This window comes from Crassaminicella indica (genome assembly GCF_019203185.1).
GTDB classification, from domain to species: domain Bacteria; phylum Bacillota; class Clostridia; order Peptostreptococcales; family Thermotaleaceae; genus Crassaminicella; species Crassaminicella indica.
Genome location: NZ_CP078093.1, coordinates 1,218,601 through 1,240,699 on the forward strand (window position 1 = coordinate 1,218,601; position 22,099 = coordinate 1,240,699).

Annotated in this window: 15 protein-coding genes, 4 tRNA genes, 3 rRNA genes and 1 riboswitch; of the genes, 16 read left to right on the forward strand and 6 right to left on the reverse strand. The window is 36.3% G+C overall.

Going from position 1 to position 22,099, the window contains the following annotated elements; genetic code table 11:
* Window positions 1–159 precede the first annotated feature (159 nt).
* From KVH43_RS05765 to typA, 8 genes are all read left to right on the forward strand, one after another.
* A 16S ribosomal RNA gene (locus KVH43_RS05765) occupies window positions 160–1,686 on the forward strand.
* 65 nt (window positions 1,687–1,751) lie between these two features.
* A tRNA-Ala gene (locus tag KVH43_RS05770) sits at window positions 1,752–1,827 on the forward strand.
* Window positions 1,828–1,874: 47 nt separating this feature from the next.
* Window positions 1,875–4,798 (forward strand): 23S ribosomal RNA (locus tag KVH43_RS05775).
* Between the two features lie 38 nt (window positions 4,799–4,836).
* Window positions 4,837–4,953, forward strand: a 5S ribosomal RNA gene (gene rrf, locus KVH43_RS05780).
* The 16S, 23S and 5S rRNA genes sit together here with 4 tRNA genes alongside, the layout of an rRNA operon.
* A gap of 6 nt (window positions 4,954–4,959) precedes the next feature.
* Window positions 4,960–5,035, forward strand: a tRNA-Val gene (locus KVH43_RS05785).
* A 39-nt stretch (window positions 5,036–5,074) separates the two neighbouring features.
* Window positions 5,075–5,158: transfer RNA gene (locus KVH43_RS05790), tRNA-Leu, on the forward strand.
* An 11-nt stretch (window positions 5,159–5,169) separates the two neighbouring features.
* A tRNA-Ser gene (locus KVH43_RS05795) sits at window positions 5,170–5,261 on the forward strand.
* Between the two features lie 112 nt (window positions 5,262–5,373).
* Window positions 5,374–7,188 carry a translational GTPase TypA gene (typA, locus tag KVH43_RS05800; protein ID WP_218283890.1) on the forward strand — a complete coding sequence of 605 codons (1,815 nt, stop codon included), beginning with the start codon at window positions 5,374–5,376 and terminating at the stop codon, window positions 7,186–7,188.
* 28 nt (window positions 7,189–7,216) lie between these two features.
* On the opposite strand, the gene cls is transcribed toward typA, so the two are convergent.
* Window positions 7,217–8,833, reverse strand: a complete 1,617-nt coding sequence (gene cls, locus KVH43_RS05805) for a cardiolipin synthase (protein WP_218284089.1) — start codon at window positions 8,831–8,833, stop codon at window positions 7,217–7,219.
* Between the two features lie 151 nt (window positions 8,834–8,984).
* Between cls and KVH43_RS05810 the strand changes: the two genes are divergently transcribed.
* The gene (locus KVH43_RS05810; protein WP_218283891.1) at window positions 8,985–9,917 is read left to right on the forward strand and encodes a DMT family transporter; all 933 of its coding nucleotides are present in this window, start codon (window positions 8,985–8,987) and stop codon (window positions 9,915–9,917) included.
* A 6-nt stretch (window positions 9,918–9,923) separates the two neighbouring features.
* Here KVH43_RS05810 and KVH43_RS05815 read toward each other — a convergent pair whose 3' ends face one another.
* The 3 genes from KVH43_RS05815 to KVH43_RS05825 form a co-directional block, all read right to left on the reverse strand.
* Window positions 9,924–10,997 carry an NAD(P)H-dependent flavin oxidoreductase gene (locus KVH43_RS05815; RefSeq protein ID WP_218283892.1) on the reverse strand — a complete coding sequence of 358 codons (1,074 nt, stop codon included), beginning with the start codon at window positions 10,995–10,997 and terminating at the stop codon, window positions 9,924–9,926.
* A gap of 127 nt (window positions 10,998–11,124) precedes the next feature.
* Window positions 11,125–12,372, reverse strand: a complete 1,248-nt coding sequence (locus KVH43_RS05820; RefSeq protein WP_218283893.1) for a pyridoxal phosphate-dependent aminotransferase — start codon at window positions 12,370–12,372, stop codon at window positions 11,125–11,127.
* A gap of 40 nt (window positions 12,373–12,412) precedes the next feature.
* The gene (locus KVH43_RS05825) at window positions 12,413–13,090 is read right to left on the reverse strand and encodes a metal-dependent hydrolase (protein ID WP_218283894.1); all 678 of its coding nucleotides are present in this window, start codon (window positions 13,088–13,090) and stop codon (window positions 12,413–12,415) included.
* Between the two features lie 233 nt (window positions 13,091–13,323).
* Here KVH43_RS05825 and KVH43_RS05830 point away from each other — a divergent pair, with 233 nt between their 5' ends.
* The gene (locus KVH43_RS05830; protein ID WP_218283895.1) at window positions 13,324–13,503 is read left to right on the forward strand and encodes a hypothetical protein; all 180 of its coding nucleotides are present in this window, start codon (window positions 13,324–13,326) and stop codon (window positions 13,501–13,503) included.
* An 11-nt stretch (window positions 13,504–13,514) separates the two neighbouring features.
* Here KVH43_RS05830 and KVH43_RS05835 read toward each other — a convergent pair whose 3' ends face one another.
* Both KVH43_RS05835 and nhaC read right to left on the reverse strand, forming a co-directional pair.
* On the reverse strand, window positions 13,515–13,988 hold the full coding sequence (locus KVH43_RS05835) for a zinc ribbon domain-containing protein (protein ID WP_218283896.1): 474 nt from the start codon (window positions 13,986–13,988) through the stop codon (window positions 13,515–13,517).
* Between the two features lie 117 nt (window positions 13,989–14,105).
* The gene (gene nhaC, locus KVH43_RS05840) at window positions 14,106–15,515 is read right to left on the reverse strand and encodes a Na+/H+ antiporter NhaC (RefSeq protein WP_218283897.1); all 1,410 of its coding nucleotides are present in this window, start codon (window positions 15,513–15,515) and stop codon (window positions 14,106–14,108) included.
* Between the two features lie 346 nt (window positions 15,516–15,861).
* Window positions 15,862–16,051: riboswitch (Lysine riboswitch) on the forward strand.
* Between the two features lie 108 nt (window positions 16,052–16,159).
* On the opposite strand from nhaC, the gene KVH43_RS05845 reads away from it, so the two are divergent.
* The 6 genes from KVH43_RS05845 to KVH43_RS05870 all read left to right on the forward strand — a co-directional run bounded on the left by KVH43_RS05845 (window position 16,160) and on the right by KVH43_RS05870 (window position 22,090).
* Window positions 16,160–17,362 (forward strand): aspartate kinase, encoded by a 1,203-nt coding sequence (locus KVH43_RS05845; RefSeq protein WP_218283898.1) that lies wholly within the window; start codon window positions 16,160–16,162, stop codon window positions 17,360–17,362.
* 219 nt (window positions 17,363–17,581) lie between these two features.
* On the forward strand, window positions 17,582–17,875 hold the full coding sequence (locus tag KVH43_RS05850; RefSeq protein ID WP_218283899.1) for a hypothetical protein: 294 nt from the start codon (window positions 17,582–17,584) through the stop codon (window positions 17,873–17,875).
* A gap of 147 nt (window positions 17,876–18,022) precedes the next feature.
* Window positions 18,023–18,802, forward strand: a complete 780-nt coding sequence (locus KVH43_RS05855) for a short-chain-enoyl-CoA hydratase (protein ID WP_218283900.1) — start codon at window positions 18,023–18,025, stop codon at window positions 18,800–18,802.
* A gap of 43 nt (window positions 18,803–18,845) precedes the next feature.
* Complete coding sequence (locus KVH43_RS05860; RefSeq protein WP_218283901.1) at window positions 18,846–19,694, forward strand: 3-hydroxybutyryl-CoA dehydrogenase; 849 nt, start codon at window positions 18,846–18,848, stop codon at window positions 19,692–19,694.
* A 123-nt stretch (window positions 19,695–19,817) separates the two neighbouring features.
* Entirely contained in the window at window positions 19,818–20,786 is a 969-nt protein-coding gene (locus KVH43_RS05865; protein ID WP_218283902.1) for an LCP family protein, read from the forward strand.
* A gap of 155 nt (window positions 20,787–20,941) precedes the next feature.
* Complete coding sequence (locus tag KVH43_RS05870; protein ID WP_218283903.1) at window positions 20,942–22,090, forward strand: hypothetical protein; 1,149 nt, start codon at window positions 20,942–20,944, stop codon at window positions 22,088–22,090.
* The last annotated feature ends 9 nt before the right edge of the window (window positions 22,091–22,099 follow it).

The following is a 22,099-nucleotide window of genomic DNA, read 5'->3' on the forward strand; positions in this document are numbered from 1 at the left end:
AAAAATAAAAAGCACTTGACAGATGAATGGAAATGCTATAAGATATAAAAGTCAGCTCGAAAGAGTTGGTTTGAAAAAGTTTGATCTTTGAAAACTATACAGTGTAAGAAATTAAGCCAGATACTCGTTATAAACGAGAAACGTTCAATTCGAATTCTTTTATTTGAGAGTTTGATCCTGGCTCAGGATGAACGCTGGCGGCGTGCCTAACACATGCAAGTCGAGCGAGAAGCTGTCAATGATCCTTCGGGAGATTTGATTAGTGGAAAGCGGCGGACGGGTGAGTAACGCGTGGGCAACCTGCCCTATACACAGGGATAGCCTCGGGAAACCGGGATTAATACCTGATAAAGCTCTAGTACCGCATGGTACATGAGTCAAAGCTTTAGCGGTATAGGATGGGCCCGCGTCTGATTAGCTAGTTGGTGAGGTAACGGCTCACCAAGGCAACGATCAGTAGCCGACCTGAGAGGGTGATCGGCCACACTGGAACTGAGACACGGTCCAGACTCCTACGGGAGGCAGCAGTGGGGAATATTGCACAATGGGCGAAAGCCTGATGCAGCAACGCCGCGTGAGTGATGAAGGCCTTCGGGTCGTAAAACTCTGTCCTAAGGGAAGAAAACTGACGGTACCTTAGGAGGAAGCCCCGGCTAACTACGTGCCAGCAGCCGCGGTAATACGTAGGGGGCGAGCGTTATCCGGAATCACTGGGCGTAAAGGGTGCGTAGGCGGCCGATAAAGTCTGGGGTGAAAGGCTACGGCTCAACCGTAGTAAGCCTTGGAAACTTATTGGCTTGAGTGCAGGAGAGGAGAGTGGAATTCCTAGTGTAGCGGTGAAATGCGTAGATATTAGGAGGAACACCAGTGGCGAAGGCGACTCTCTGGACTGTAACTGACGCTGAGGCACGAAAGCGTGGGGAGCGAACAGGATTAGATACCCTGGTAGTCCACGCCGTAAACGATGAGTGCTAGGTGTCGGAGGTTCATCCCTTCGGTGCCGCAGCTAACGCATTAAGCACTCCGCCTGGGGAGTACGGTCGCAAGACTGAAACTCAAAGGAATTGACGGGGACCCGCACAAGCAGCGGAGCATGTGGTTTAATTCGAAGCAACGCGAAGAACCTTACCAGGACTTGACATCCTCTGCATTAACCTTAATCGGTGAAATCCCTCCGGGGACAGAGAGACAGGTGGTGCATGGTTGTCGTCAGCTCGTGTCGTGAGATGTTGGGTTAAGTCCCGCAACGAGCGCAACCCTTGTCTTTAGTTGCCAGCATTTCGGATGGGCACTCTAGAGAGACTGCCGGGGATAACTCGGAGGAAGGTGGGGATGACGTCAAATCATCATGCCCCTTATGTTCTGGGCTACACACGTGCTACAATGGCTGGTACAACGGGAAGCGAAGGAGTAATCTGGAGCAAATCCTAAAAGCCAGTCTCAGTTCGGATTGTGGGCTGCAACTCGCCCACATGAAGCTGGAGTTGCTAGTAATCGTGGATCAGAATGCCGCGGTGAATGCGTTCCCGGGTCTTGTACACACCGCCCGTCACACCACGGGAGTTGGGGGCACCCGAAGTCAGCTATCTAACCTTATGGAGGAAGCTGCCGAAGGTGAAATCAATAACTGGGGTGAAGTCGTAACAAGGTAGCCGTATCGGAAGGTGCGGCTGGATCACCTCCTTTCTAAGGAGAAAGGCTTAACTTATACTGTATAGTTTTGAAGGATCAAACCTTCAAAAGTTAATTATGGGGACGTAGCTCAGCTGGGAGAGCACCTGCCTTGCACGCAGGGGGTCAGGGGTTCGATCCCCCTCGTCTCCACCACATGTACTTTGAAAACTGAACAATGCATATAAAATACAATTTTTACTGGTCAAGCTATAAAGAGCATAGGGCGGATGCCTTGGCACCAGGAGCCGATGAAGGACGTGGTAAGCTGCGATAAGCCTCGGGTAGCTGCAAGCAAGCGTTGATCCGGGGATTTCCGAATGGGGAAACCTACTTAAGGTAATACTTAAGTAACCATTACTGAATCCATAGGTAATGGTAGGCATACCAGGGGAACTGAAACATCTAAGTACCCTGAGGAAGAGAAAGAAAACTCGATTCCCTAAGTAGCGGCGAGCGAAAGGGGACTAGCCCAAACCTAAAGAATTTTCTTTAGGGGTTGTGGATATACTCATTAAGAAAGAGGTATTGTAGTCGAAGAAGTCTGGAAAGGCTCACCGTAGAAGGTAATAGTCCTGTAGGCGAAACAAGAAGACTTTCGAGTATACTCCAGAGTACCACGAGACACGTGAAACCTTGTGGGAAGCAGGGGGGACCACCCCCCAAGGCTAAATACTACCTGGTGACCGATAGCGCATAGTACCGTGAGGGAAAGGTGAAAAGAACCCCGGGAGGGGAGTGAAATAGAACCTGAAACCCTATGTTTACAAGCAGTGGAAGTTCTTTTTATGAACGACCGCGTACTTTTTGTAGAACGGGCCAACGAGTTACGGTATGCAGCAAGGTTAAGTAGTTATGCTACGGAGCCGCAGCGAAAGCGAGTCTGAATAGGGCGATTTTAGTTGTATGCCGTAGACCCGAAACCGGGTGACCTATCCATGAGCAGGTTGAAGCGGAAGTAAAATTTCGTGGAGGACCGAACCCATGTCTGTTGAAAAAGGCTGGGATGACTTGTGGATAGCGGAGAAATTCCAATCGAACTCGGAGATAGCTGGTTCTCCCCGAAATAGCTTTAGGGCTAGCCTTAAAAGTTGTGATACGGAGGTAGAGCACTGAATGTCCTAGGGGCCCTCACCGGTTACCGAAGACTATCAAACTCCGAATGCCGTAATCATAATTTTAGGAGTCAGACTATGTGTGATAAGATTCATAGTCGAGAGGGAAACAGCCCAGACCGTCAGCTAAGGTCCCTAAGTACAGGTTAAGTGGAAAAGGATGTGGGATTGCATAGACAACTAGGATGTTGGCTTAGAAGCAGCCATTCATTCAAAGAGTGCGTAATAGCTCACTAGTCGAGTGATCCTGCGCCGAAAATTACCGGGGCTCAAACCTGTCACCGAAGCTACGGCATCCCTTTGGGATGGGTAGGGGAGCATTGTATACGGGTTGAAGCTGTACCGTAAGGAGCAGTGGACTGTATACAAGAGAGAATGTTGGCATGAGTAGCGAGAGGCAGGTGAGAATCCTGCCCGCCGAAAACCTAAGGTTTCCTGAGGAAGGTTCGTCCACTCAGGGTTAGTCGGGACCTAAGCCGAGGACGAAAGTCGTAGGCGATGGACAACAGGTTGAAATTCCTGTACCACCGAAAATCGTTTGAGCAATGGGGTGACACAGGAGGATAGGTTAAGCGCACCGTTGGTTGTGTGCGTCCAAGCGTTTAGGAAGTCGAGATAGGCAAATCCGTTTCGATAATTCTGAGACGTGATGGGGAGCGAAAAACAAGTAGCGAACTTACTGATTCCACACTGTCAAGAAAAGCCTCTAGCGAGATTGTAGGTGCCCGTACCGCAAACCGACACAGGTAGGTGAGGAGAGAATCCTAAGGCGAGCGAGAGAACTATTGTTAAGGAACTCGGCAAAATGACCCCGTAACTTCGGGAGAAGGGGTGCCACGTTAGGGTGCAAGCCCGAGGTGGCCGCAGAGAATAGGCCCAAGCGACTGTTTAGCAAAAACACAGGTCTCTGCTAAGTCGAAAGACGATGTATAGGGGCTGACGCCTGCCCGGTGCTGGAAGGTTAAGGGGAAGTGTTAACGAAAGTGAAGCACAGAACTTAAGCCCCAGTAAACGGCGGCCGTAACTATAACGGTCCTAAGGTAGCGAAATTCCTTGTCGGGTAAGTTCCGACCCGCACGAAAGGCGTAACGATTTGGGCACTGTCTCAACAATAGACTCGGTGAAATTGTAGTACCGGTGAAGATGCCGGTTACCCGCAGCAGGACGGAAAGACCCCGTGGAGCTTTACTGTAGCCTGACACTGGATTTTGGTATTACATGTACAGGATAGGTGGGAGACTGAGAAGCATGCACGCCAGTGTGTGTGGAGTCGACGTTGGGATACCACTCTTGTAATACTGAAGTTCTAACCATAAGCTGTGAATCCAGCTTTGGGACACTGTCAGGTGGGCAGTTTGACTGGGGCGGTCGCCTCCTAAAGAGTAACGGAGGCGCCCAAAGGTTCCCTCAGCGCGGTCGGAAATCGCGCGAAGAGTGCAAAGGCAGAAGGGAGCTTGATTGCGAGACACACAGGTCGAGCAAGGACGAAAGTCGGGCTTAGTGATCCGGTGGTTCCGAGTGGAAGGGCCATCGCTCAACGGATAAAAGCTACCCCGGGGATAACAGGCTTATCTCCCCCAAGAGTCCACATCGACGGGGAGGTTTGGCACCTCGATGTCGGCTCGTCTCATCCTGGGGCTGAAGTAGGTCCCAAGGGTTGGGCTGTTCGCCCATTAAAGAGGCACGCGAGCTGGGTTCAGAACGTCGTGAGACAGTTCGGTCCCTATCCGCTGTGGGCGTAGGAAATTTGAGAGGAGCTGTCCTTAGTACGAGAGGACCGGGATGGACGTACCTCTGGTGCATCAGTTGTCACGCCAGTGGCACAGCTGAGTAGCTATGTACGGAAGGGATAAGCGCTGAAGGCATCTAAGCGCGAAGCCCCCCTTAAGATAAGATTTCCCATGGAGTTAATCCAGTAAGACCCCAGAAAGACGATCTGGTTGATAGGTCGGAGGTGTAAGGGCAGTAATGTCTTTAGCTGACCGATACTAATAGGTCGAGGGCTTGACCAAAATATGCATTGTTTAGTTTTGAGGGTATAATATAATAATCCAGTGGCAATAGCGAAGGGGTCACACCTGTTCCCATACCGAACACAGAAGTTAAGCCCTTCAGCGCTGATGGTACTTAGGCGGAGACGCCTTGGGAGAGTAGGTCGCCGCTGGTTATATTTGGGCGCATAGCTCAGCTGGGAGAGCACCTGCCTTACAAGCAGGGGGTCATAGGTTCGATCCCTATTGCGCCCACCATAATTTAATATTTGTTGAATAATATAGTTTATTTGGTATGCGGGTGTGGCGGAATTGGCAGACGCACTAGACTTAGGATCTAGCGCCTTGTGCGTGGGGGTTCAAGTCCCTCCACCCGCACCATCTTGTTATAAGGAGAAGTACTCAAGTAGGCTGAAGAGGACGGTTTGCTAAACCGTTAGGCCGGGTAACCGGTGCGCGGGTTCGAATCCCGCCTTCTCCGCCAATGTATGAAAGATACCTGTCAAGAAGATAGGTATCTTTTTTAATGATTTTACAGCAAATATACTTTTTTGCTATAATGATATATTATTAATTTATTTGAAAGGAAGTTTTCCATGATTCAAACAAACATAAGAAATATTGCCATTATTGCCCATGTTGACCACGGTAAGACAACTTTAGTAGATGAAATGTTAAAGCAAAGTGGGACTTTTCGTAGTAATGAGCAGGTAGAAGAAAGAGTAATGGATTCTAATGATTTAGAAAGAGAGAGAGGGATCACTATTCTTTCAAAGAATACATCTATTATTTATGAAGGTGTAAAAATAAATATAGTAGATACCCCTGGACATGCTGATTTTGGTGGCGAAGTAGAAAGAATCATGCAGATGGTTGAAGGTGTTTTATTGTTAGTAGATGCTTTCGAAGGACCTATGCCTCAAACAAAATTTGTATTAAGAAAGGCTTTAGATGCAGGATTAAAACCTATTGTTGTTGTTAATAAAATTGACAGGCCTGAAGCAAGAGTGGAGGAAGTTTTAGATGAGGTATTGGATTTATTTATTGAGTTGGATGCAGATGATGAACAATTAGATTTCCCTGTAATTTATGCTTCTGCAAAATCAGGAATTGCAAAATATGAGTTGTCAGATACTAATGAAGATATGCTTCCTCTGTTTAATATGATTTTAAAAGAAGTACCAGCCCCAAAAGGGGAAATAGATGATGGACTTCAGCTTAGGATTTCTTCTATTGATTATGATAAATATGTAGGTAGAATTGGTATTGGAAAAATTACTAGAGGTACTATCAAAAAGAATCAAGAAGTTGTGTTATGTAGTGCAGATGGTACACTTCAAAACTTTAGAGTAAGTAAGCTATATACTTTTAGTGGATTAAAAAAGGAAGAAGTCAATGAAGCAGAGTTTGGAGAAATTGTTGCTTTATCTGGAAATGATGATATAAATATTGGGGAAACTATTTGTTCCACAGATAAAATCGAACCACTACCTTTTGTAAAGATTGACGAGCCTACCCTTGCAATGAATTTTATTGTAAATAATAGTCCTTTTGCAGGGAGAGAGGGGAGCTTTATAACAAGTAGACATTTGAAGGATAGACTTGAAAGAGAACTTTTATCAAATGTTGCATTAAGAGTTGAAGAGACAGATTCTCCAGATGCTTTTAAAGTTTCAGGAAGAGGAGAACTACATCTTTCTATTTTGATTGAAAATATGAGAAGAGAAGGATATGAGCTATCTGTGTCTAGACCTGAGGTAATTCTAAAAGAAGTAGATGGCGTTTTATGTGAGCCTATGGAGCATGTAGTAATCGAAGTACCAGAAGAATATATGGGAACGGTTATTGAAACATTAGGACAAAGAAAAGGTGAAATGACCAATATGATTTCTAATGGGAGCGGAGTTGTAAAATTAGAGTTTCATATACCTGCAAGAGGACTCATAGGCTATCGTTCTCAATTTATGACAGATACACGTGGAAATGGTATACTCAATCATGTATTTGCAGGATACGAACCTTATAAAGGTGAAATTCCAACTAGAACAAAGGGTTCTTTAGTAGCATTTGAAACAGGTACAGCTATAACCTATGGATTATATAATGCACAAGATAGGGGAAATTTATTTATAGGACCTGGAACGGAAGTATATGAAGGAATGATTGTAGGAGAAAATTCAAGAAGTGGAGATATTGTTGTAAATGTCTGTAAACGTAAGCAGCTTACTAATATGAGAGCTTCAGGCGCTGATGATGCAATGAAGCTTGTTCCTCCTGTAGATATGTCTTTAGAGAAAGCTTTAGAGTTTATTGCTGAAGATGAATTAGTGGAGGTAACGCCTGAAAATATTCGTTTAAGAAAGAAAATATTAAATAAAGAAATGCGTGCAAAGGCAGCTAATAAAAAGTAGGAAGTGCATAATTGTGCTTCCTACTTTTTTATAATAATGGGGAAAATAATCTTGCTGCCGATTCTTTTATTTTGTTGATCATAGGTCTTTTTAAAAATTCTTCTAAATTTAATTCTATGCTGTCGCTGATATCTATCAAGAAGTTTTTTTCCATTCCTGAAACGATTTTTTCATCATAGATAAAAGCATTTACTTCAAAGTTTATTTGAAAGCTTCTTATATCAAAGTTTGCTGTACCAATAGATGCAGCAACACCATCTACAAGCATTATTTTTGCATGAATAAATCCTTTTGTATATTGATAAATTCTTACACCTGCTTCTAGTAATTCTTCTATATTAGACATGGAGGCCCAAAAAACAGTTTTATGATCTGGTTTGCTCGGTAAAATAATTCTTACATCTACTCCGCTTAATGCGGCGGTTTTTAAAGCCATCATGATACTTTCTCCTGGGACGAAATAAGGTGTATTAATCCATATTCGATCTTCAGCAGATGATATAATAGAAAAATAAGCTTGCATAATAGATTCCCAATCAGAATCAGGGCCACTCGCAGCAATTTGTATCAACTGTTCTCCATAATAATGAAGCTTTGGAAAATAATTTTTATCAAAATCAATTTCTTCCTTTGCGGTGAATAGCCAATCCATCAAGAAAATATTTTGAAGACCATAAACAGCTTCTCCTTCAACCTTTAAATGACTATCTCTCCAAAAACCTAAATTAGGATCTTTTCCTAGATATTCATCTCCAATATTAAGTCCTCCTAAGAAGCCTATTTGACCATCGATGACGATGATTTTTCTATGATTTCTATAATTTAGTTTTCTGCTAAGAACAGGAAAAGCTACAGGAGAAAAACCATATATATGAACGCCTGCATCTCTCATTTCACGCAAATAACCTTTGCCTAATCTCCAGCTTCCTACACTATCATAAATTACTCTTACCTCTACCCCTGCTCTTGCTTTTTCCATAAGAATTTTTTTTATGAGCTTGCCAATATGGTCATTTTTTATAATAAAATATTCTAAGTGAATATGATGCTTTGCCAATTTTAATGCTTTTATAATGGCTGTAAAGGTTTCATCACCATTAGTTAAGACTTTTAATCGGTTATTTATAGTAAATGGGGCTTTAGAATTGTTTAATATTAAACTAATAAGCCTTTTTTTTACAAAGCTTTCGTTATTTTTAAATAATTCCTTATCCTTTATAGCGTCTCTTTGAATATGAGCTACCTGCTCGAAATAAGGAAAGTCTCTAGTTTTTTTATTTTTGAAAATCTTTTTTTTGCGTACATTTTGTCCCATCAATAAATAGAAGATAAAACCAGCAATAGGAATCAATACAAGTACGAGAAGCCATGCAATAGTCTTTGAAGGATTCTTATTTTCCATAAATATAATGATAGCAATAAATATGGTATATATAGAAAATACAGTACCGATATAGCCTTTGAGCTTTTCTACTACTATAGTGAAGCCTTGCTTTGAAAATAGATCATTTAAGATATTGTGGTTAAGGGTTGTAAATTTAAAAAATCCTTGTTCTTGAATAGTTAGAGCATTTCCGACAATGGTAAAAAGGACAAGGATTAGAGCAATACAGATCCATAATTTATATTTATATTTTATATACATGTCATTCACCGTTCTCTCCACCCAAATATAACTACACTATTATTATACGCAAATTTAGCTTATTTGTTTATCCTAAAATAAAATTGATTTAAATATATATATTTATGATATAATCTCTTTGGTAATAAGTTCAAGAAAGAGAGTGACCTAAATGAAAAATAATTGGCTAAAAGGAACATTATTAGTAATACTATCTACATTTGCTTATGGAAGTATACCAGTAATAACAAAACTATCCTTTGAAGAAGGCTTGAATGTTTCTAGTATACTATTTTTTAGATTTTTTATCGCAGCTATTATTACATGGGGATATATTTTTTCAAAGAATATGCATTATAAAACTAGTTTATCACATTTTCTTTATTTATTGCTACTTGGAGCTGTAGGTTTTTTAGGAACTAGTTTCTTTATATGTAGTGCGTATACATATATTTCAGGATCTCTTGCTACTATTATATTATTTACCCATCCAGCAATGATTGCAGGTTATGAAATGGTTGTATTGAAAGAAGAAAAGGATATCAGAAAGCTTTTAGCATTGATAGTTTCAGGAATAGGGATGGTTTTAGTAGTTTGGAGTGACAATATACACATAAATTTAATTGGAGTTATTTTTAGTTTATTGTCTGCCCTTTGTTATTCTTTTTATGCATTAGGGTTAAGTGAAAAGAGGACAAAGGCGATGAATTCTGTTGTTGTAGCTGGATATGTAGCATTTTCATGTGCTGCTGTGTATTTTATACAAGGAATGCTAAATAATAATATTTTCCTGCCAAGCACATCAAAAGGCTGGATGTATATTTTTATTCAAGCATTATTTTGTACAGTATTTCCTACTATTGCATTTTGTAAAGGAGTTCAGTTAATAGGCTCTAGTACATCAGTAATTATAAGCACCTTTGAGCCTGTAGTAGCTTGTATAACAGGATTTTTTATTCTAGGAGAGGTATTGACCCTTCCTATGATGCTTGGAGGAGTACTTATTTTATCAGCAATTTTTATACTTCAAATTCCAAAGGAAATAAAGATAACATTATTAAACGAAAGTGGTCAAAAGAGATTCAATAAAAATAGAGGAGTTTAAGCTCCTCTAAAGATTCTTTAATCCTTCCATAAGTTCATTAATCACTTCTTTTACAGATGTGATTTTTTCAATTTTATAAACCTTTGCTCCTGCGAAGGCAAAGCCTTTTTCAAAGTTTCCCTTTTGTGCTTGAATAAGTGCATCAGCAATGCAGTATAATGTTTCTTTTGGATTGCATGGCTTTAAGCAGTTTATACATTTGATGCCTTTAGGTTTACCTTGTTCATAAACCTTTTTTATGAAATCATTTCTAATAGCACGTCCGGGCATACCTACAGGGCTTTTAATAATCATAATATCTTCTTCTTTTGCATCAATATAAGCTTGTTTGAATGCATCTGAAGCATCACATTCGTGAGTGGCAACAAATCTTGTAGCCATTTGTATGCCTGAAGCACCAGATGATAATATTTCAGCAATATCCTTTGAATCATGAAGCCCACCACCTGCGATGATAGGAATTTTCCGAGCGTATTTTTCTTCGAAAGGCTTAATGGCTTCTAATACTTCCTGAACAATTTTTTTAAGAGAAAAATTCTCTTTATCCTCAAGCTGTTCAACAGAGAAACCTAAATGTCCTCCAGCTTCAGTACCTTCTACTACAATTGCATCAGGTAAATAATTATGTTTTCTATCCCACTGCTTGCAAATCAACCTTGCTACCTTTCCAGAAGAAACAATAGGGGCTATTTTTGTAAGAGAATCTTTTGCTAGCTCTGGTAATTTCATTGGCATACCAGCACCAGAAAAAATAATATCTACTTTTTCTTTTACAGCTACTTTTACCATATCTTCAAAGTTAGAAAGAGCTGTCATAATATTTACTCCAATAATTCCTTTAGGAGCAAGCTCCTTTGCTTTTCTAATATGATAAGTTAGACCATCTATGTTGGCTTGAAATTTATTCCTGTGATAATGAGCTAGATTGAAGCCTGGTTCAACGCCAGAAATCACACCTATGCCACCACAGTTTGCCACAGCCGAAGCTAAGTTTGATAAGGAGATACCCACACCCATACCACCTTGTACGATAGGTACTTTGGCGATTAAATCTCCTATTTTTAATTCAGGTATATTCATTTCAACACTCCTCTGTAAAATACATACTTAGAATTATTATATACCAAAATATGATATTGTACAAAACATTTATTGACAAAGGAGATTGGAAATTTTAGGTGCTATGGATATAAAAGCAAAAAATATATTATTTTTTTACAGCTTTTATAGCTTTTACAAATTTTTCTGGAGCTTTTGAACACTTTTCCTTTGAAACAGAACAAACGGCAAAGCGTATGCCTTTTTTTAGGGGAACAGCAAAAACAGCATCTTTTGTTAATTCTTCACAGACTCTTTCAGGATCATCACAAGGGATTGTAATAAAGAATCCAGCTTTATAAGGACAAACCTTAAGACCTACTCTTTTGGCTTCTTCTAAAAACGCATTAGCTCTTTCATTTAGCATATCATGTAGTTTTTTTCTTTCGGCTTCTACTTTTTCTAGTAATTCCTTATTTTCAAATATTTTTGTTAAGACAACCATAGCAGGTCGTGTACCATTAGACCATACCCCTCTATTAGAGAATGAATTTATTTGCTTAAATTCTTTTGCAACCTCTTCATTAGAGGATATACCAATCATTGCACCACTTCTCATTCCGTATAGTGTATATCCCTTTGACATACTAAAACCTATGATTATCAATATATTTTCTGGCAAATTGTTAAAGTATTTCATAAAAGAACGAGAATTTTCTCCTGCGAAGTCAATATAAGCTAAATCTACAAATAAAATGATTTTTTTATCTTTATTTTTTGCAGCTGTTTTTAAGACATCTATGACATTTTTCCACTCTTCATCAGATAAACTATATCCAGTAGGATTATGAGCTGGAGAATTTAGTAAAATCACTAAGTTCCTTTGTTTTTCCAAAATGGCATTTACTTTTTCTGTAAAAGAAGATAGGTGGAATTTATCATTTTTATCAAAGAGAGTATAGGTTTTTAAATTCCTATTATGTTCTTCTGCGATGGTATGGTATGGGCCCCAATACCAGTCAGAGGTTAAAATATCATCTCCCTCTTTTGAATAATTTCTTATAGTATGTCTAATAGCACCACTACCACCTGGAGTTGCTACAGCTTCTATATATCCTTTAGGAACAAATTCTTTAAATGCAGCTTTTTTTACAGCTTCTAAAAAGCTAGGAAGTCCTGCAATAGGTGCATATGCTGCGAATTCTTCTGATGGAAGGCTTCTAAGTATATCAATTACTGTTGATAAAATAGATAAATTACCTTCATCGTCCATTAAAGCACCAATAGATGCGTTCACAACATGATTAGAGCCAATTTTTTTTGCCATAGCTTGAGCAGCATTATTCACAGCAAAAATTTTATCATTTCCACTAATCGTTCTTGAATGAGGTGCAACCATAAAAAAAGATTTTGACATAATAAAACCCCCTAAATATGTAGGAATATTTTTTTATTTATTAAAATACATATACTTCATTTGGCTTTAAAATGATTACTTCTGCACTATTCATTTCTTCCTTTAAAATATTAGGATCTGCTTCAATGATAGGGAAAGTATTGTAGTGCATAGGAATTACTTTTTTAGGCTTGATAAAATCTATAGCACGAGCAGCATCTGTTATGTCCATTGTAAAATTACCACCTATTGGTATTAAAGCTACATTAATATTTTCTACCTCTAAAAGCTTCATATCCATAGTAAGTCCTGTATCTCCAGCATGATAAAGCTTTTTTTCATTTACTTCAATTACAAATCCACAAGGATTTCCGCCATAAACCATACCTTTTTCTGTTTCTATGCCAGAACCATGAAGTGCAGGGGTCATTTTTACTGTTCCAAAATCAAATGTTGTTCTTCCTCCAATATGCATAGGATGGATAGTTACTCCTTGTTTTTCTAAGAAGCATGCAATTTCATAGTTTGTGATAACTGTTGCATTACATTCTTTTGCAATGGCTAGAGTATCTCCCAAATGATCTGCGTGACCATGGGTAACAAAAATATGAGAGATATCATTAAAATCAGTATGCTTTACTTTAGCTTGAGGATTGTTGGTAATAAATGGGTCAATTAATGCTTTAAAGCTTCCTTCTTCAACATAAAAACAAGAATGTCCTAAAAATTGAATTTTCATTGAATCACTCCTTTTAAAAAGAATATACTTATTATTAGTATACTATAAACAAAATAATTTATAAAAGTGATAAATAGCTTTGTGAAAGTAAATTTGTTATAAAATACAGAATTATTCTAAATTTTCCTTGCAAAGCATATGTTTTTGGTTATAATATAAGTGGAAATGTAGAAAGTAGTCGAAAGCTTAGAGATTTTATATAGTATATATAACCTTAGAGAGGGGGATAACGTATGGATTATGTAAAAAGATTGATGGAAAAGAGAGAGTTATTGATGGATAAATATATTATGTTTATTCAAAAAAATAATTTATCAGAAGATGAAATAAAAGATAAAAAAAGAATCAATAGAGAGCTTATTCATATAGATTTTGAGATTGAAAAAGCAAAAAAAGAAGCAAAGATGAGTTAAAACCTGAGTGACTACTCAGGTTTTTTTTCAATGTCATCTACGGCTGTATGTTCTACTTCTTTGTTTTCATCTGCTTCTTCAAAGTTTACAGCTTCTTCATTAATTTTTTCTAATATTAATAGCTTTAGCTTATTGCCGCAATTAGAACAGTATTTATCATTTTCATCTACTTCATATCCGCATTGTTCACATTTTATAATCCCTTTTAAAGATTCAATTTTTAATTGATATTCTTTTGTTCTTTCTAGAGTAGCTTTTATTTCTATAAGTGAAGACGAAACCTCTTCATCGACTTCTATATGGGGATCTTTTTCAAATAAAGCATACATTTTTTTACCCAAATCATAATAAAGCTCCTCAATTCGTGTTAGATCCTTTGATAGAGCGATTTTTAGCTTTGTAAGCTCAGTTACATCAGAAGAAATTTCTTTAATGGCTTTTGTACTATCAAGCATTCCTTGTTTTACTTTGTTTAATATATTCATAGTGTTTCCTCCTCAAAATAATATTTACTAAATAGATATTTTTGTAGGTATATATTATTCCTATAAAAATAAAAAAATTTAAGAATCCCTTCCCTATGATTTAGGGAAGGGGTTAAGCTATACATCTTCTTCGGTTTTTTCTTCTTTAGAAGCAGGAAGCTTTTCCATTGTTATGCCTGTAAATCCATAGAACATAGATACTAATGGGTTAATCCAGTTTAACAAAGCATATGGTGCATATGCAAAGGGATGTACCATCAATGTAGTATACATGAAGTTACCGCAGGTATTCCAGGGAACGAAAGGTGAAGTAATTGTACCGAAATCTTCAAGGCATCTAGAAAGGTTTTTTGGATGAAGACCTTTTTCTTCAAAAGCTTCTTTAAACATTCTACCTGGAAGAACTATGGACATATATTGATCTCCTGTTGTAAGGTTGCAGAAAATACAAGTTAGGAATGTAGTTACAACAAGAGAACCTCTTGATTTTGCTACTTTTAACATCTGTTCTACGATTGCATGAAGCATGCCTGTTCTTTCTAAAGTACCCCCAAAGGACATAGCAAGCAATATTAAGGATACCGTCCACATCATACTATCCAATCCACCACGAGATAATAAGCTGTCGATTGCTTTGACTCCTGTTGATGCTTCATAGCCATAATGAGCAGCATATATAATTTCTTTCATACCAGCACCTTGGAAAATATAAGCAAATAAACCACCAAGAAAAGTTCCTCCAACAAGTCCTGGTAGAGCAGGAACTCTAAAGATTACCATAGCAATAACTAAAATTGGAGGGATTAATAATAAAGGACTGAGATTGAAATTTGTATTTAAAGTATCTAAAAAAGTATTAATTAAAGCGGTATCAAGTTCTTTACCAGCGTATTTAAAGCCTAATATTCCAAAAATAACACAAGAGATTAATAAGCTAGGACCTGTTGTAAAGCACATGTGTTTTATGTGATCAAATAGATTTGAACCAGCCATAGCAGGCGCTAAGTTAGTAGTATCAGAAAGGGGTGACATTTTATCACCAAAGTAAGCACCAGAAATAATTGCACCTGCAACTATTGGAGAAGCAATCCCAAGACCTGCCCCAACACCCAGTAGAGCAATACCTACTGTACCAGCAGTAGTCCAAGAGCTTCCTGTTGCAAGAGATACAATAGCACAAATAAGGCAAGTTGCGACTAAGAAGATACCTGGAGAAATCATTTTAAGACCGTAATAAATCATTGTAGGAACAACACCAGATAAAATCCATGTACCGATAATACATCCGATGACCATAAGAATGAGTATAGACTGCATAGCCATTTTAATGGTTTCAAGAATTCCCTCTTCGATATAGGCCCATGTATATCCGGCTCTTTTAGCAACTAAGGTTGCAAATACTATTGATGCCAAAATTGCCATATGAGGGTCTCCTTTAAAAATCTTTAGTGTGCTGATGAGTGCCATGATTAAAAATAAAATAACAAGCATAGCTTCTCCAACTGTGATTTTCCTTTTGACTTCCATACAAATTCCTCCCTTTTTTTGATTAGTGGAAATGTAAAATTCTTCAAGGTTATAATAAGTATAACATTCTACTCGAAAGAAAACAATAAAAATTTAGAATTATCAGAATAAAACATGTTATCAAAAAATTTCCTGCAACTTGAAAAAACTATTATTTAAAAGGATGAAATTTTTATTAAATAATACAAAGTCATTCACTTATCTTTAATATATTTCTTTTTTATAAATTGATTTTTAAGTTATTATTTCAAAATATATGCAGAACATTCAGAACTTTAATATTATGATAGAAATTTGACAAAACTAAAAACATATGCTAAGATACGGGAAAATAAAAAATATTTTGTTGTGTCTTAGAGGTTGCGATTGTTCAATAGTACTATGAAGGAAGGATAGGGAACTGATGATAGCATAGGAAAGGGAACATCGCCGAAATGTATAGATTTACCTAAATCTATATGTTGGGTTCATATTGAATAAATATGAAACTGTCACTGATGAATGACCCAGTTTATCAGTGAGGCGCTATTTCACACAGGGTGAAAGTTCAATTTTGCTGAAAAAACAGCTAAGAGTGCTTTTACTCTTAGCTGTTTTTATTTCTAAGATACAATAGCGACACCAAATGATTGGAGGAGAACTGAATGCTGGTAGTGCAAAAATATGGAGGGACATCTGTAGGTAGTATTGATATGATCAAGGCTGTAGCCAAAAGAGTAGCTGATAGAAAGAAAAAAGGCGATAGTGTTGTTGTGGTTGTATCTGCAATGGGAAACACTACAGATAAGTTAATAAGGATGGCAAAAGAGCTTTCAGACCAACCTAAAAGACGTGAGCTTGATATGTTAATATCTACTGGAGAGCAAGTGTCTATATCCCTTTTATCTATTGCTCTGAATGAAATGGGGTATGAAGCTATATCCCTTACTGGATTTCAAGCAGGTATAGAAACGGAAGGATATCATACGAAGGGAAAAATTCAAGATATTGATATACAAAAGGTAAAAAAATATTTAGATGATGGGAAAATAGTTGTTGTTGCAGGGTTTCAAGGAATGAATGGCAGTGGTGATATCATGACTTTAGGGAGAGGAGGATCTGATACAACAGCAGTAGCAATTGCTGCAAAACTGGAATGTGCTTGTGAAATATATACAGATGTAGATGGTATTTATACTATTGATCCAAGATTATTTCCTACTGCAAGGAAGCTTGATGAGATCAGCTATGAAGAAATGATGGAAATGGCAAGCTTAGGGGCTGGTGTTATGGAGACTAGAGCGGTGGAAATCGGACAAAAATTCAACGTGCCTATTTATGTTGCATTAAGCAACGAAGAATGGCCAGGAACGTATATAAAGGAGTTTGATGCGACTATGGAAAGCAGAGCAATTACGGGTTTATCAGCGAGTAATAAGGATTTGATGGTAACAATTAATCATGTGCCTTATGACAGTAAAAATATATCAAGAATCTTTGGGAATTTGGCTGAGAAGGATATCAATATTGATATGATTAGTCAAACAGCACCTTTAAATGGAAAAGTAAATGTGTCTTTTACAGCTCCAAAAACAGATGAAGATATTATTTTAAATATAATGGAAAATTTAAAAAGAGAATTAAACAATATAGAGATTGATATAGAGAAGAATATTACAAAATTATCTGTTGTAGGGATAGGTATGAGAAGTCAATCAGGAGTTGCAGCAAAAATGTTTGAGATATTTGCTGAAAATGATATTGAATTTAAGCAAGTTACTACTTCTGAAATTAGAATATCTTATACAATAGATACAAAGGATACTAAAAAAGCTGTTGAAGCAATTGCAAGGGAATTTAATCTATAAAATCTATAATAGTGCAAAACTCTTTCGATAAATTTCCAGTAGCATAAAATAAAAAAACGAGATGTGAAATTTTCACATCTCGTTTTAGCGTTAATCATTATTTTGTTATAATTAGGGTGAAGTAAATTACAAATAATGTAATTAATCTACTTTGCTTTAAATTATTTTGTTAAAATAGATAGAGACTACTAGCACGAGAAAATTGGAGGTTTTACTTGTATGGATAAAAAGTTAAGAAATATGTTTAAATTTATGTATTTTATTATACAACAGGTAACCGTTGGAGTTATGTATTGGTTGGTACATAGTTATTATAATGTATGTAATAGTATAACAAATAAACTTTTATTAGGTATTGTTTTCATAGTTAGTGTAATTATCCCTAATATACAAAATAATGATAAATTGATAGAAAATAGAACAGTTATTTTATGTTTAGAAACTAGTATCGCTGTTATAGTATTTAGTATTTTATATTCAAAAATTGGAGTTCCCACTATCATATTTAAATAATATAAAAAATGGTATAGTACCAACGATAGTACCATTGGTTGACAAAAAATATATATTTTGTTAAAAATTTATCATTAAAAGGGTTCCTATTTTCCAATATTAGGTGTATAATCAAAAATAGAGAAGCGTAATATAGGAGGTGCAGATATGGATTACAAATTTATTCAAATGGTGCAGCAAGAAAGAATTGCTGTTTTAAAACTAAATAGACCAAAAGCATTGAATGCATTGAACTCTGAAGTTTTAAAGGAATTAGAATTAGCAGTAGACCAATTAGAGGCAGATAACAATGTAGATGTGGTTATTATAACAGGAGAAGGAAAAGCTTTTGTTGCTGGAGCAGATATTTCAGAAATGAAGGATTTAGGAGCAGAAGAAGGTAGAGTATTTGGAAATTTGGGACAGAGAGTATTCAGAAAAATCGAAAAAATGGAAAAACCTGTGATTGCTGCAGTCAATGGTTTTGCTTTAGGTGGTGGATGCGAATTAGCAATGTGTTGTGATATACGTATAGCTAGCAAGAAAGCAAAATTTGGGCAGCCTGAAGTAGGATTAGGGATTATACCAGGATTTTCTGGAACGCAAAGACTTCCAAGACTTGTAGGAATAGCTAAAGCTAAGGAGTTAATTTTTACAGGGGATATAATAAAAGCAGAAGAAGCTGAAAGAATTGGTCTTGTCAATAAGGTTGTAGACCCTGAAGAATTGATGAATGAAGCGATGGATTTAGCAAAGAGAATTGCTAAAAATGCTCAAAGGGCTGTAAGATATGCTAATATTGCAATCAATAGAGGTGTTGAGACAGATATTGAAACAGGCATTGAAATAGAGGCTGATTTATTTGGATTATGTTTTGCTACAAAGGATCAAAAGGAAGGTATGACTGCTTTTGTAGAGAAGAGAAAAGCAGTATTTAAAGGAGAATAAAATTTAGTTTTATCATAAATATTTACATAGAGGGGGTCATTTTATGAAAAAAATTGGTGTTTTAGGAACAGGAACAATGGGTGCTGGGATTATCCAAGTATTTGCACAAAAAGGTTATGAAGTTTATATGAGAGCTAGAAGACAAGAATCTATAGACAGAGGAATAAAAACAGTTACAAAGAACCTAGATAGAAGCGTTAAAAAAGGTAAAATGACAGAAGCGCAAAAGGAAGAGATTTTAGGAAGAATTCACGGTTCTACAGAGCTTGAAATTATCAAGGATTGTGATTTAATTATCGAAGCTGCTACAGAAAATATGGAGGCTAAGAAAAAATTATTTGCAGAAATTGATGAGTTAGTAAGACCTGAAGTAATATTAGCTACAAATACATCATCTCTTTCTATTACAGAAATTGCAGCAGCAACTAATAGACCAGATAAAGTAATTGGTATGCACTTTTTCAATCCAGTACCAGTAATGAAGCTTGTTGAAATCATAAAAGGTCTTGCAACTTCAGAAGAAACAAAAGCTACTATTGTAGAGCTTACAAAAGAAATTGGGAAAACTCCAGTAGAAGTTGAAGAAGCACCAGGCTTTGTTGTAAATAGAATATTGATTCCTATGATAAATGAAGCAGTAGGTATTTTAGCTGATGGTGTTGCAAAGGCTGAAGATATTGATGAAGCAATGAAACTAGGTGCAAACCATCCAATAGGACCTTTAGCTTTAGCAGATTTGATTGGGAATGATGTGTGCTTAGCAATCATGGAAGTATTATACAATGAATTTGGTGATTCAAAATACAGACCACACACATTGCTTAGAAAAATGGTTAGAGGCAATTTATTAGGAAGAAAAACAGGTAAAGGCTTCTACGATTATAGTAAATAAAAAATTTAAGCTCCCTTTGTGGGAGCTTCTTTAGTTTTTTGGGGATTTGTAATATAATTTTAACTTAATGAATATAATGATTGTGATACAATGATTTCAGAAAACCTCTGAAAGGAGAATGGCATGAAAACTTTTTTAAAAATATTTGCAATCGCTTTTTTGTGTTTTATTATAGCTATAGGAGTTGGTGTATGGGTATTTTCTAAGTTTTACAAGCCTCCTACAGATGTGGTAGTAAGTGATAGAGGGAAGATAGAAAATACAGAAATTGTAGACAGTAAAAAAGAGCAAGTAGTAGAAGAGGAAAAAAGCGAGCTAGAAAAACTGATTGAAAATAGTAAAAGAATAAATGTTTTATTATTAGGTATGGAAGGAGCAAGAACAGATACAATTGTTTTTGCAAGCTTTGACCCTGAAAGCAAAAATGTTGATTTAGTATCTATACCGAGAGATACTTATTATGCTCGGAGAGGATATAATGCTCCTGAAGAGAAGAAAATAAATGCTGTTTATGGAGATCATGGCATAAAAGGTACTATGAGTGCCGTTAGCAATGTATTAGGAGGTGTACCTATTCATCATTATGTGAAGGTAACTTATTCAGGAGTAGAAAGAATTGTAAACTCCCTAGGAGGAGTAAAAGTAAATATTCCTATGAATATGGACTATGATGATCCTTACGCTAAGCCTCCACTGCATATTCATCTTAAAAAAGGAGTACAAGTTCTCGATGGAAAACACGCTATACAATTTTTAAGATTTAGAAAAGGAAATAATGGTGGAGGATATCCAGACGGAGATTTAGGACGTATAAAAGGACAACAGCAATTTATGAAAGCGGCAATAGAAAAGGCACTAGGCTTTAGACTTCCAGTTGTTGCTAATACTGTTTTTAAATATGTAAAAACAGATATGGATTTATCAGATATTGGAATACTGGCAAAAAATGCTTTGGGAATGACAAAAGAAAATTTAAAAGCTTATTCTCTTCCAGGGAGAGCATCAAGTCAAAACCATTTATCTTATTTTATACATGATCCAAATGCAGTAGAAAATTTAATAAAAGAAATATATAGTCGTCAAAAGCTATAAAGGAGCAGTATTTGCTGCTCTTTTATGGTTTATAAAAATAGGGGTATAGATAAAATGTGATAATTTGGAAATAATAAATTATAAAAGCATTAGAAGGTTTTTTGCATAAAATGTAGAATAATTATTTTTGATATCACAAATAGGAGTGAAATCAAATGAAAAAAGGAAATATAAGTGCATTTTTAGGAATTTTAGTTGTTGTTGCTGTGGTAAGTGGTGTTATCACTTCGTTTATGCTATTTAATAAACAAAAGGAAAGTATTAAGTTATCGGATAATATAACAGACCCAGTGATAAAGGATGACAAAGAAGAGGCTAGTATAAATATGGATGAAATACTAGCTGGAGTAGATGAAATGTATTTAGAATCTTATTTAGGGTCTAGTCATATTATAGAAATAAATGATAAAGACCTAGCTTCAATTGTTGATCGATTAAAAAGCTTAGAATTGAAGTTGTTAATGAAAGCAGATAATGCAGAGGAAAATATAGAAGTATATAATGACTGTTTGTATGCTATTCACATTAAGAATAAGAATATAAAAATAAAAGTAAACGAAAAATATGTAATGGTTGAGGACGTGCAAGGGGAAACCCATTTGTTTGAAGGAGACTTAGAGCAATTAAAGGCTTTGAATGAAGCATTAAGAGCTATTTACATGGAGCAATACAAGACTAGTGAATTGTTTGAAAATGTTAAGCTTATATGTATTGAAGCGAAAGATGAAGAAAAAAGATGGATATTAAATGAAGAAGGCGCAGAAAAGCTTCTAAAAACTATCCATTTAATAGCTCCTGTTGATGGAAAAGAAATGGCAAGCACTCCTTGCAGCTATCCAGACTATGTAGTTACTATAGAAACGGAAGATCAAAAGTATATAATGCATATTGTAGATGAAGAAATTCTTGCATTAGATACATCGGATAATTTTGTTTATTATGAATATGATAAGAAATTATGGGATTATATTCATGAAAACTATGCTGTAGCATTTAGGAAAGATAGCAATGACTTTAAGTATTTGCTAAAGAGCTCTAAAATTATTGTAGATGATAAAGAAAACTTGTTTGATTTTGAAGATGATACTTATTATACTTTAGAAATACCAAGATGGCTTATGAAATCAAAAACAAAAGAAGTTGAAGAAATTCCTAATGATGAAGCTTTAAAGTATAGTATGCAGTTTATAGTTGATGGAGAGGCTATAGAAGTAAAAATATATGAAAACTATATAGCCTACAAAGGGAAAAATTATTATAGTGAAAAAATTAGTGAAATAATAAAAGGTGCATTAAGCGTATAAAAAAGGTTA

Excerpts from the sequence above, each read along its gene's own strand:
- KVH43_RS05825 (WP_218283894.1), bottom strand. The coding sequence starts at position 13,090 with ATGAAAATTCAATTTTTAGGACATTCTTGTTTTTATGTTGAAGAAGGA.
- nhaC (WP_218283897.1), bottom strand. The coding sequence starts at position 15,515 with ATGGAAGTCAAAAGGAAAATCACAGTTGGAGAAGCTATGCTTGTTATT.
- KVH43_RS05810 (WP_218283891.1), top strand. The coding sequence starts at position 8,985 with ATGAAAAATAATTGGCTAAAAGGAACATTATTAGTAATACTATCTACA.
- typA (WP_218283890.1), top strand. The coding sequence starts at position 5,374 with ATGATTCAAACAAACATAAGAAATATTGCCATTATTGCCCATGTTGAC.
- KVH43_RS05815 (WP_218283892.1), bottom strand. The coding sequence starts at position 10,997 with ATGAATATACCTGAATTAAAAATAGGAGATTTAATCGCCAAAGTACCT.
- KVH43_RS05830 (WP_218283895.1), top strand. The coding sequence starts at position 13,324 with ATGGATTATGTAAAAAGATTGATGGAAAAGAGAGAGTTATTGATGGAT.
- KVH43_RS05860 (WP_218283901.1), top strand. The coding sequence starts at position 18,846 with ATGAAAAAAATTGGTGTTTTAGGAACAGGAACAATGGGTGCTGGGATT.
- KVH43_RS05865 (WP_218283902.1), top strand. The coding sequence starts at position 19,818 with ATGAAAACTTTTTTAAAAATATTTGCAATCGCTTTTTTGTGTTTTATT.
- KVH43_RS05820 (WP_218283893.1), bottom strand. The coding sequence starts at position 12,372 with ATGTCAAAATCTTTTTTTATGGTTGCACCTCATTCAAGAACGATTAGT.
- KVH43_RS05835 (WP_218283896.1), bottom strand. The coding sequence starts at position 13,988 with ATGAATATATTAAACAAAGTAAAACAAGGAATGCTTGATAGTACAAAA.
- KVH43_RS05870 (WP_218283903.1), top strand. The coding sequence starts at position 20,942 with ATGAAAAAAGGAAATATAAGTGCATTTTTAGGAATTTTAGTTGTTGTT.
- KVH43_RS05850 (WP_218283899.1), top strand. The coding sequence starts at position 17,582 with ATGGATAAAAAGTTAAGAAATATGTTTAAATTTATGTATTTTATTATA.
- KVH43_RS05855 (WP_218283900.1), top strand. The coding sequence starts at position 18,023 with ATGGATTACAAATTTATTCAAATGGTGCAGCAAGAAAGAATTGCTGTT.
- KVH43_RS05845 (WP_218283898.1), top strand. The coding sequence starts at position 16,160 with ATGCTGGTAGTGCAAAAATATGGAGGGACATCTGTAGGTAGTATTGAT.
- cls (WP_218284089.1), bottom strand. The coding sequence starts at position 8,833 with ATGTATATAAAATATAAATATAAATTATGGATCTGTATTGCTCTAATC.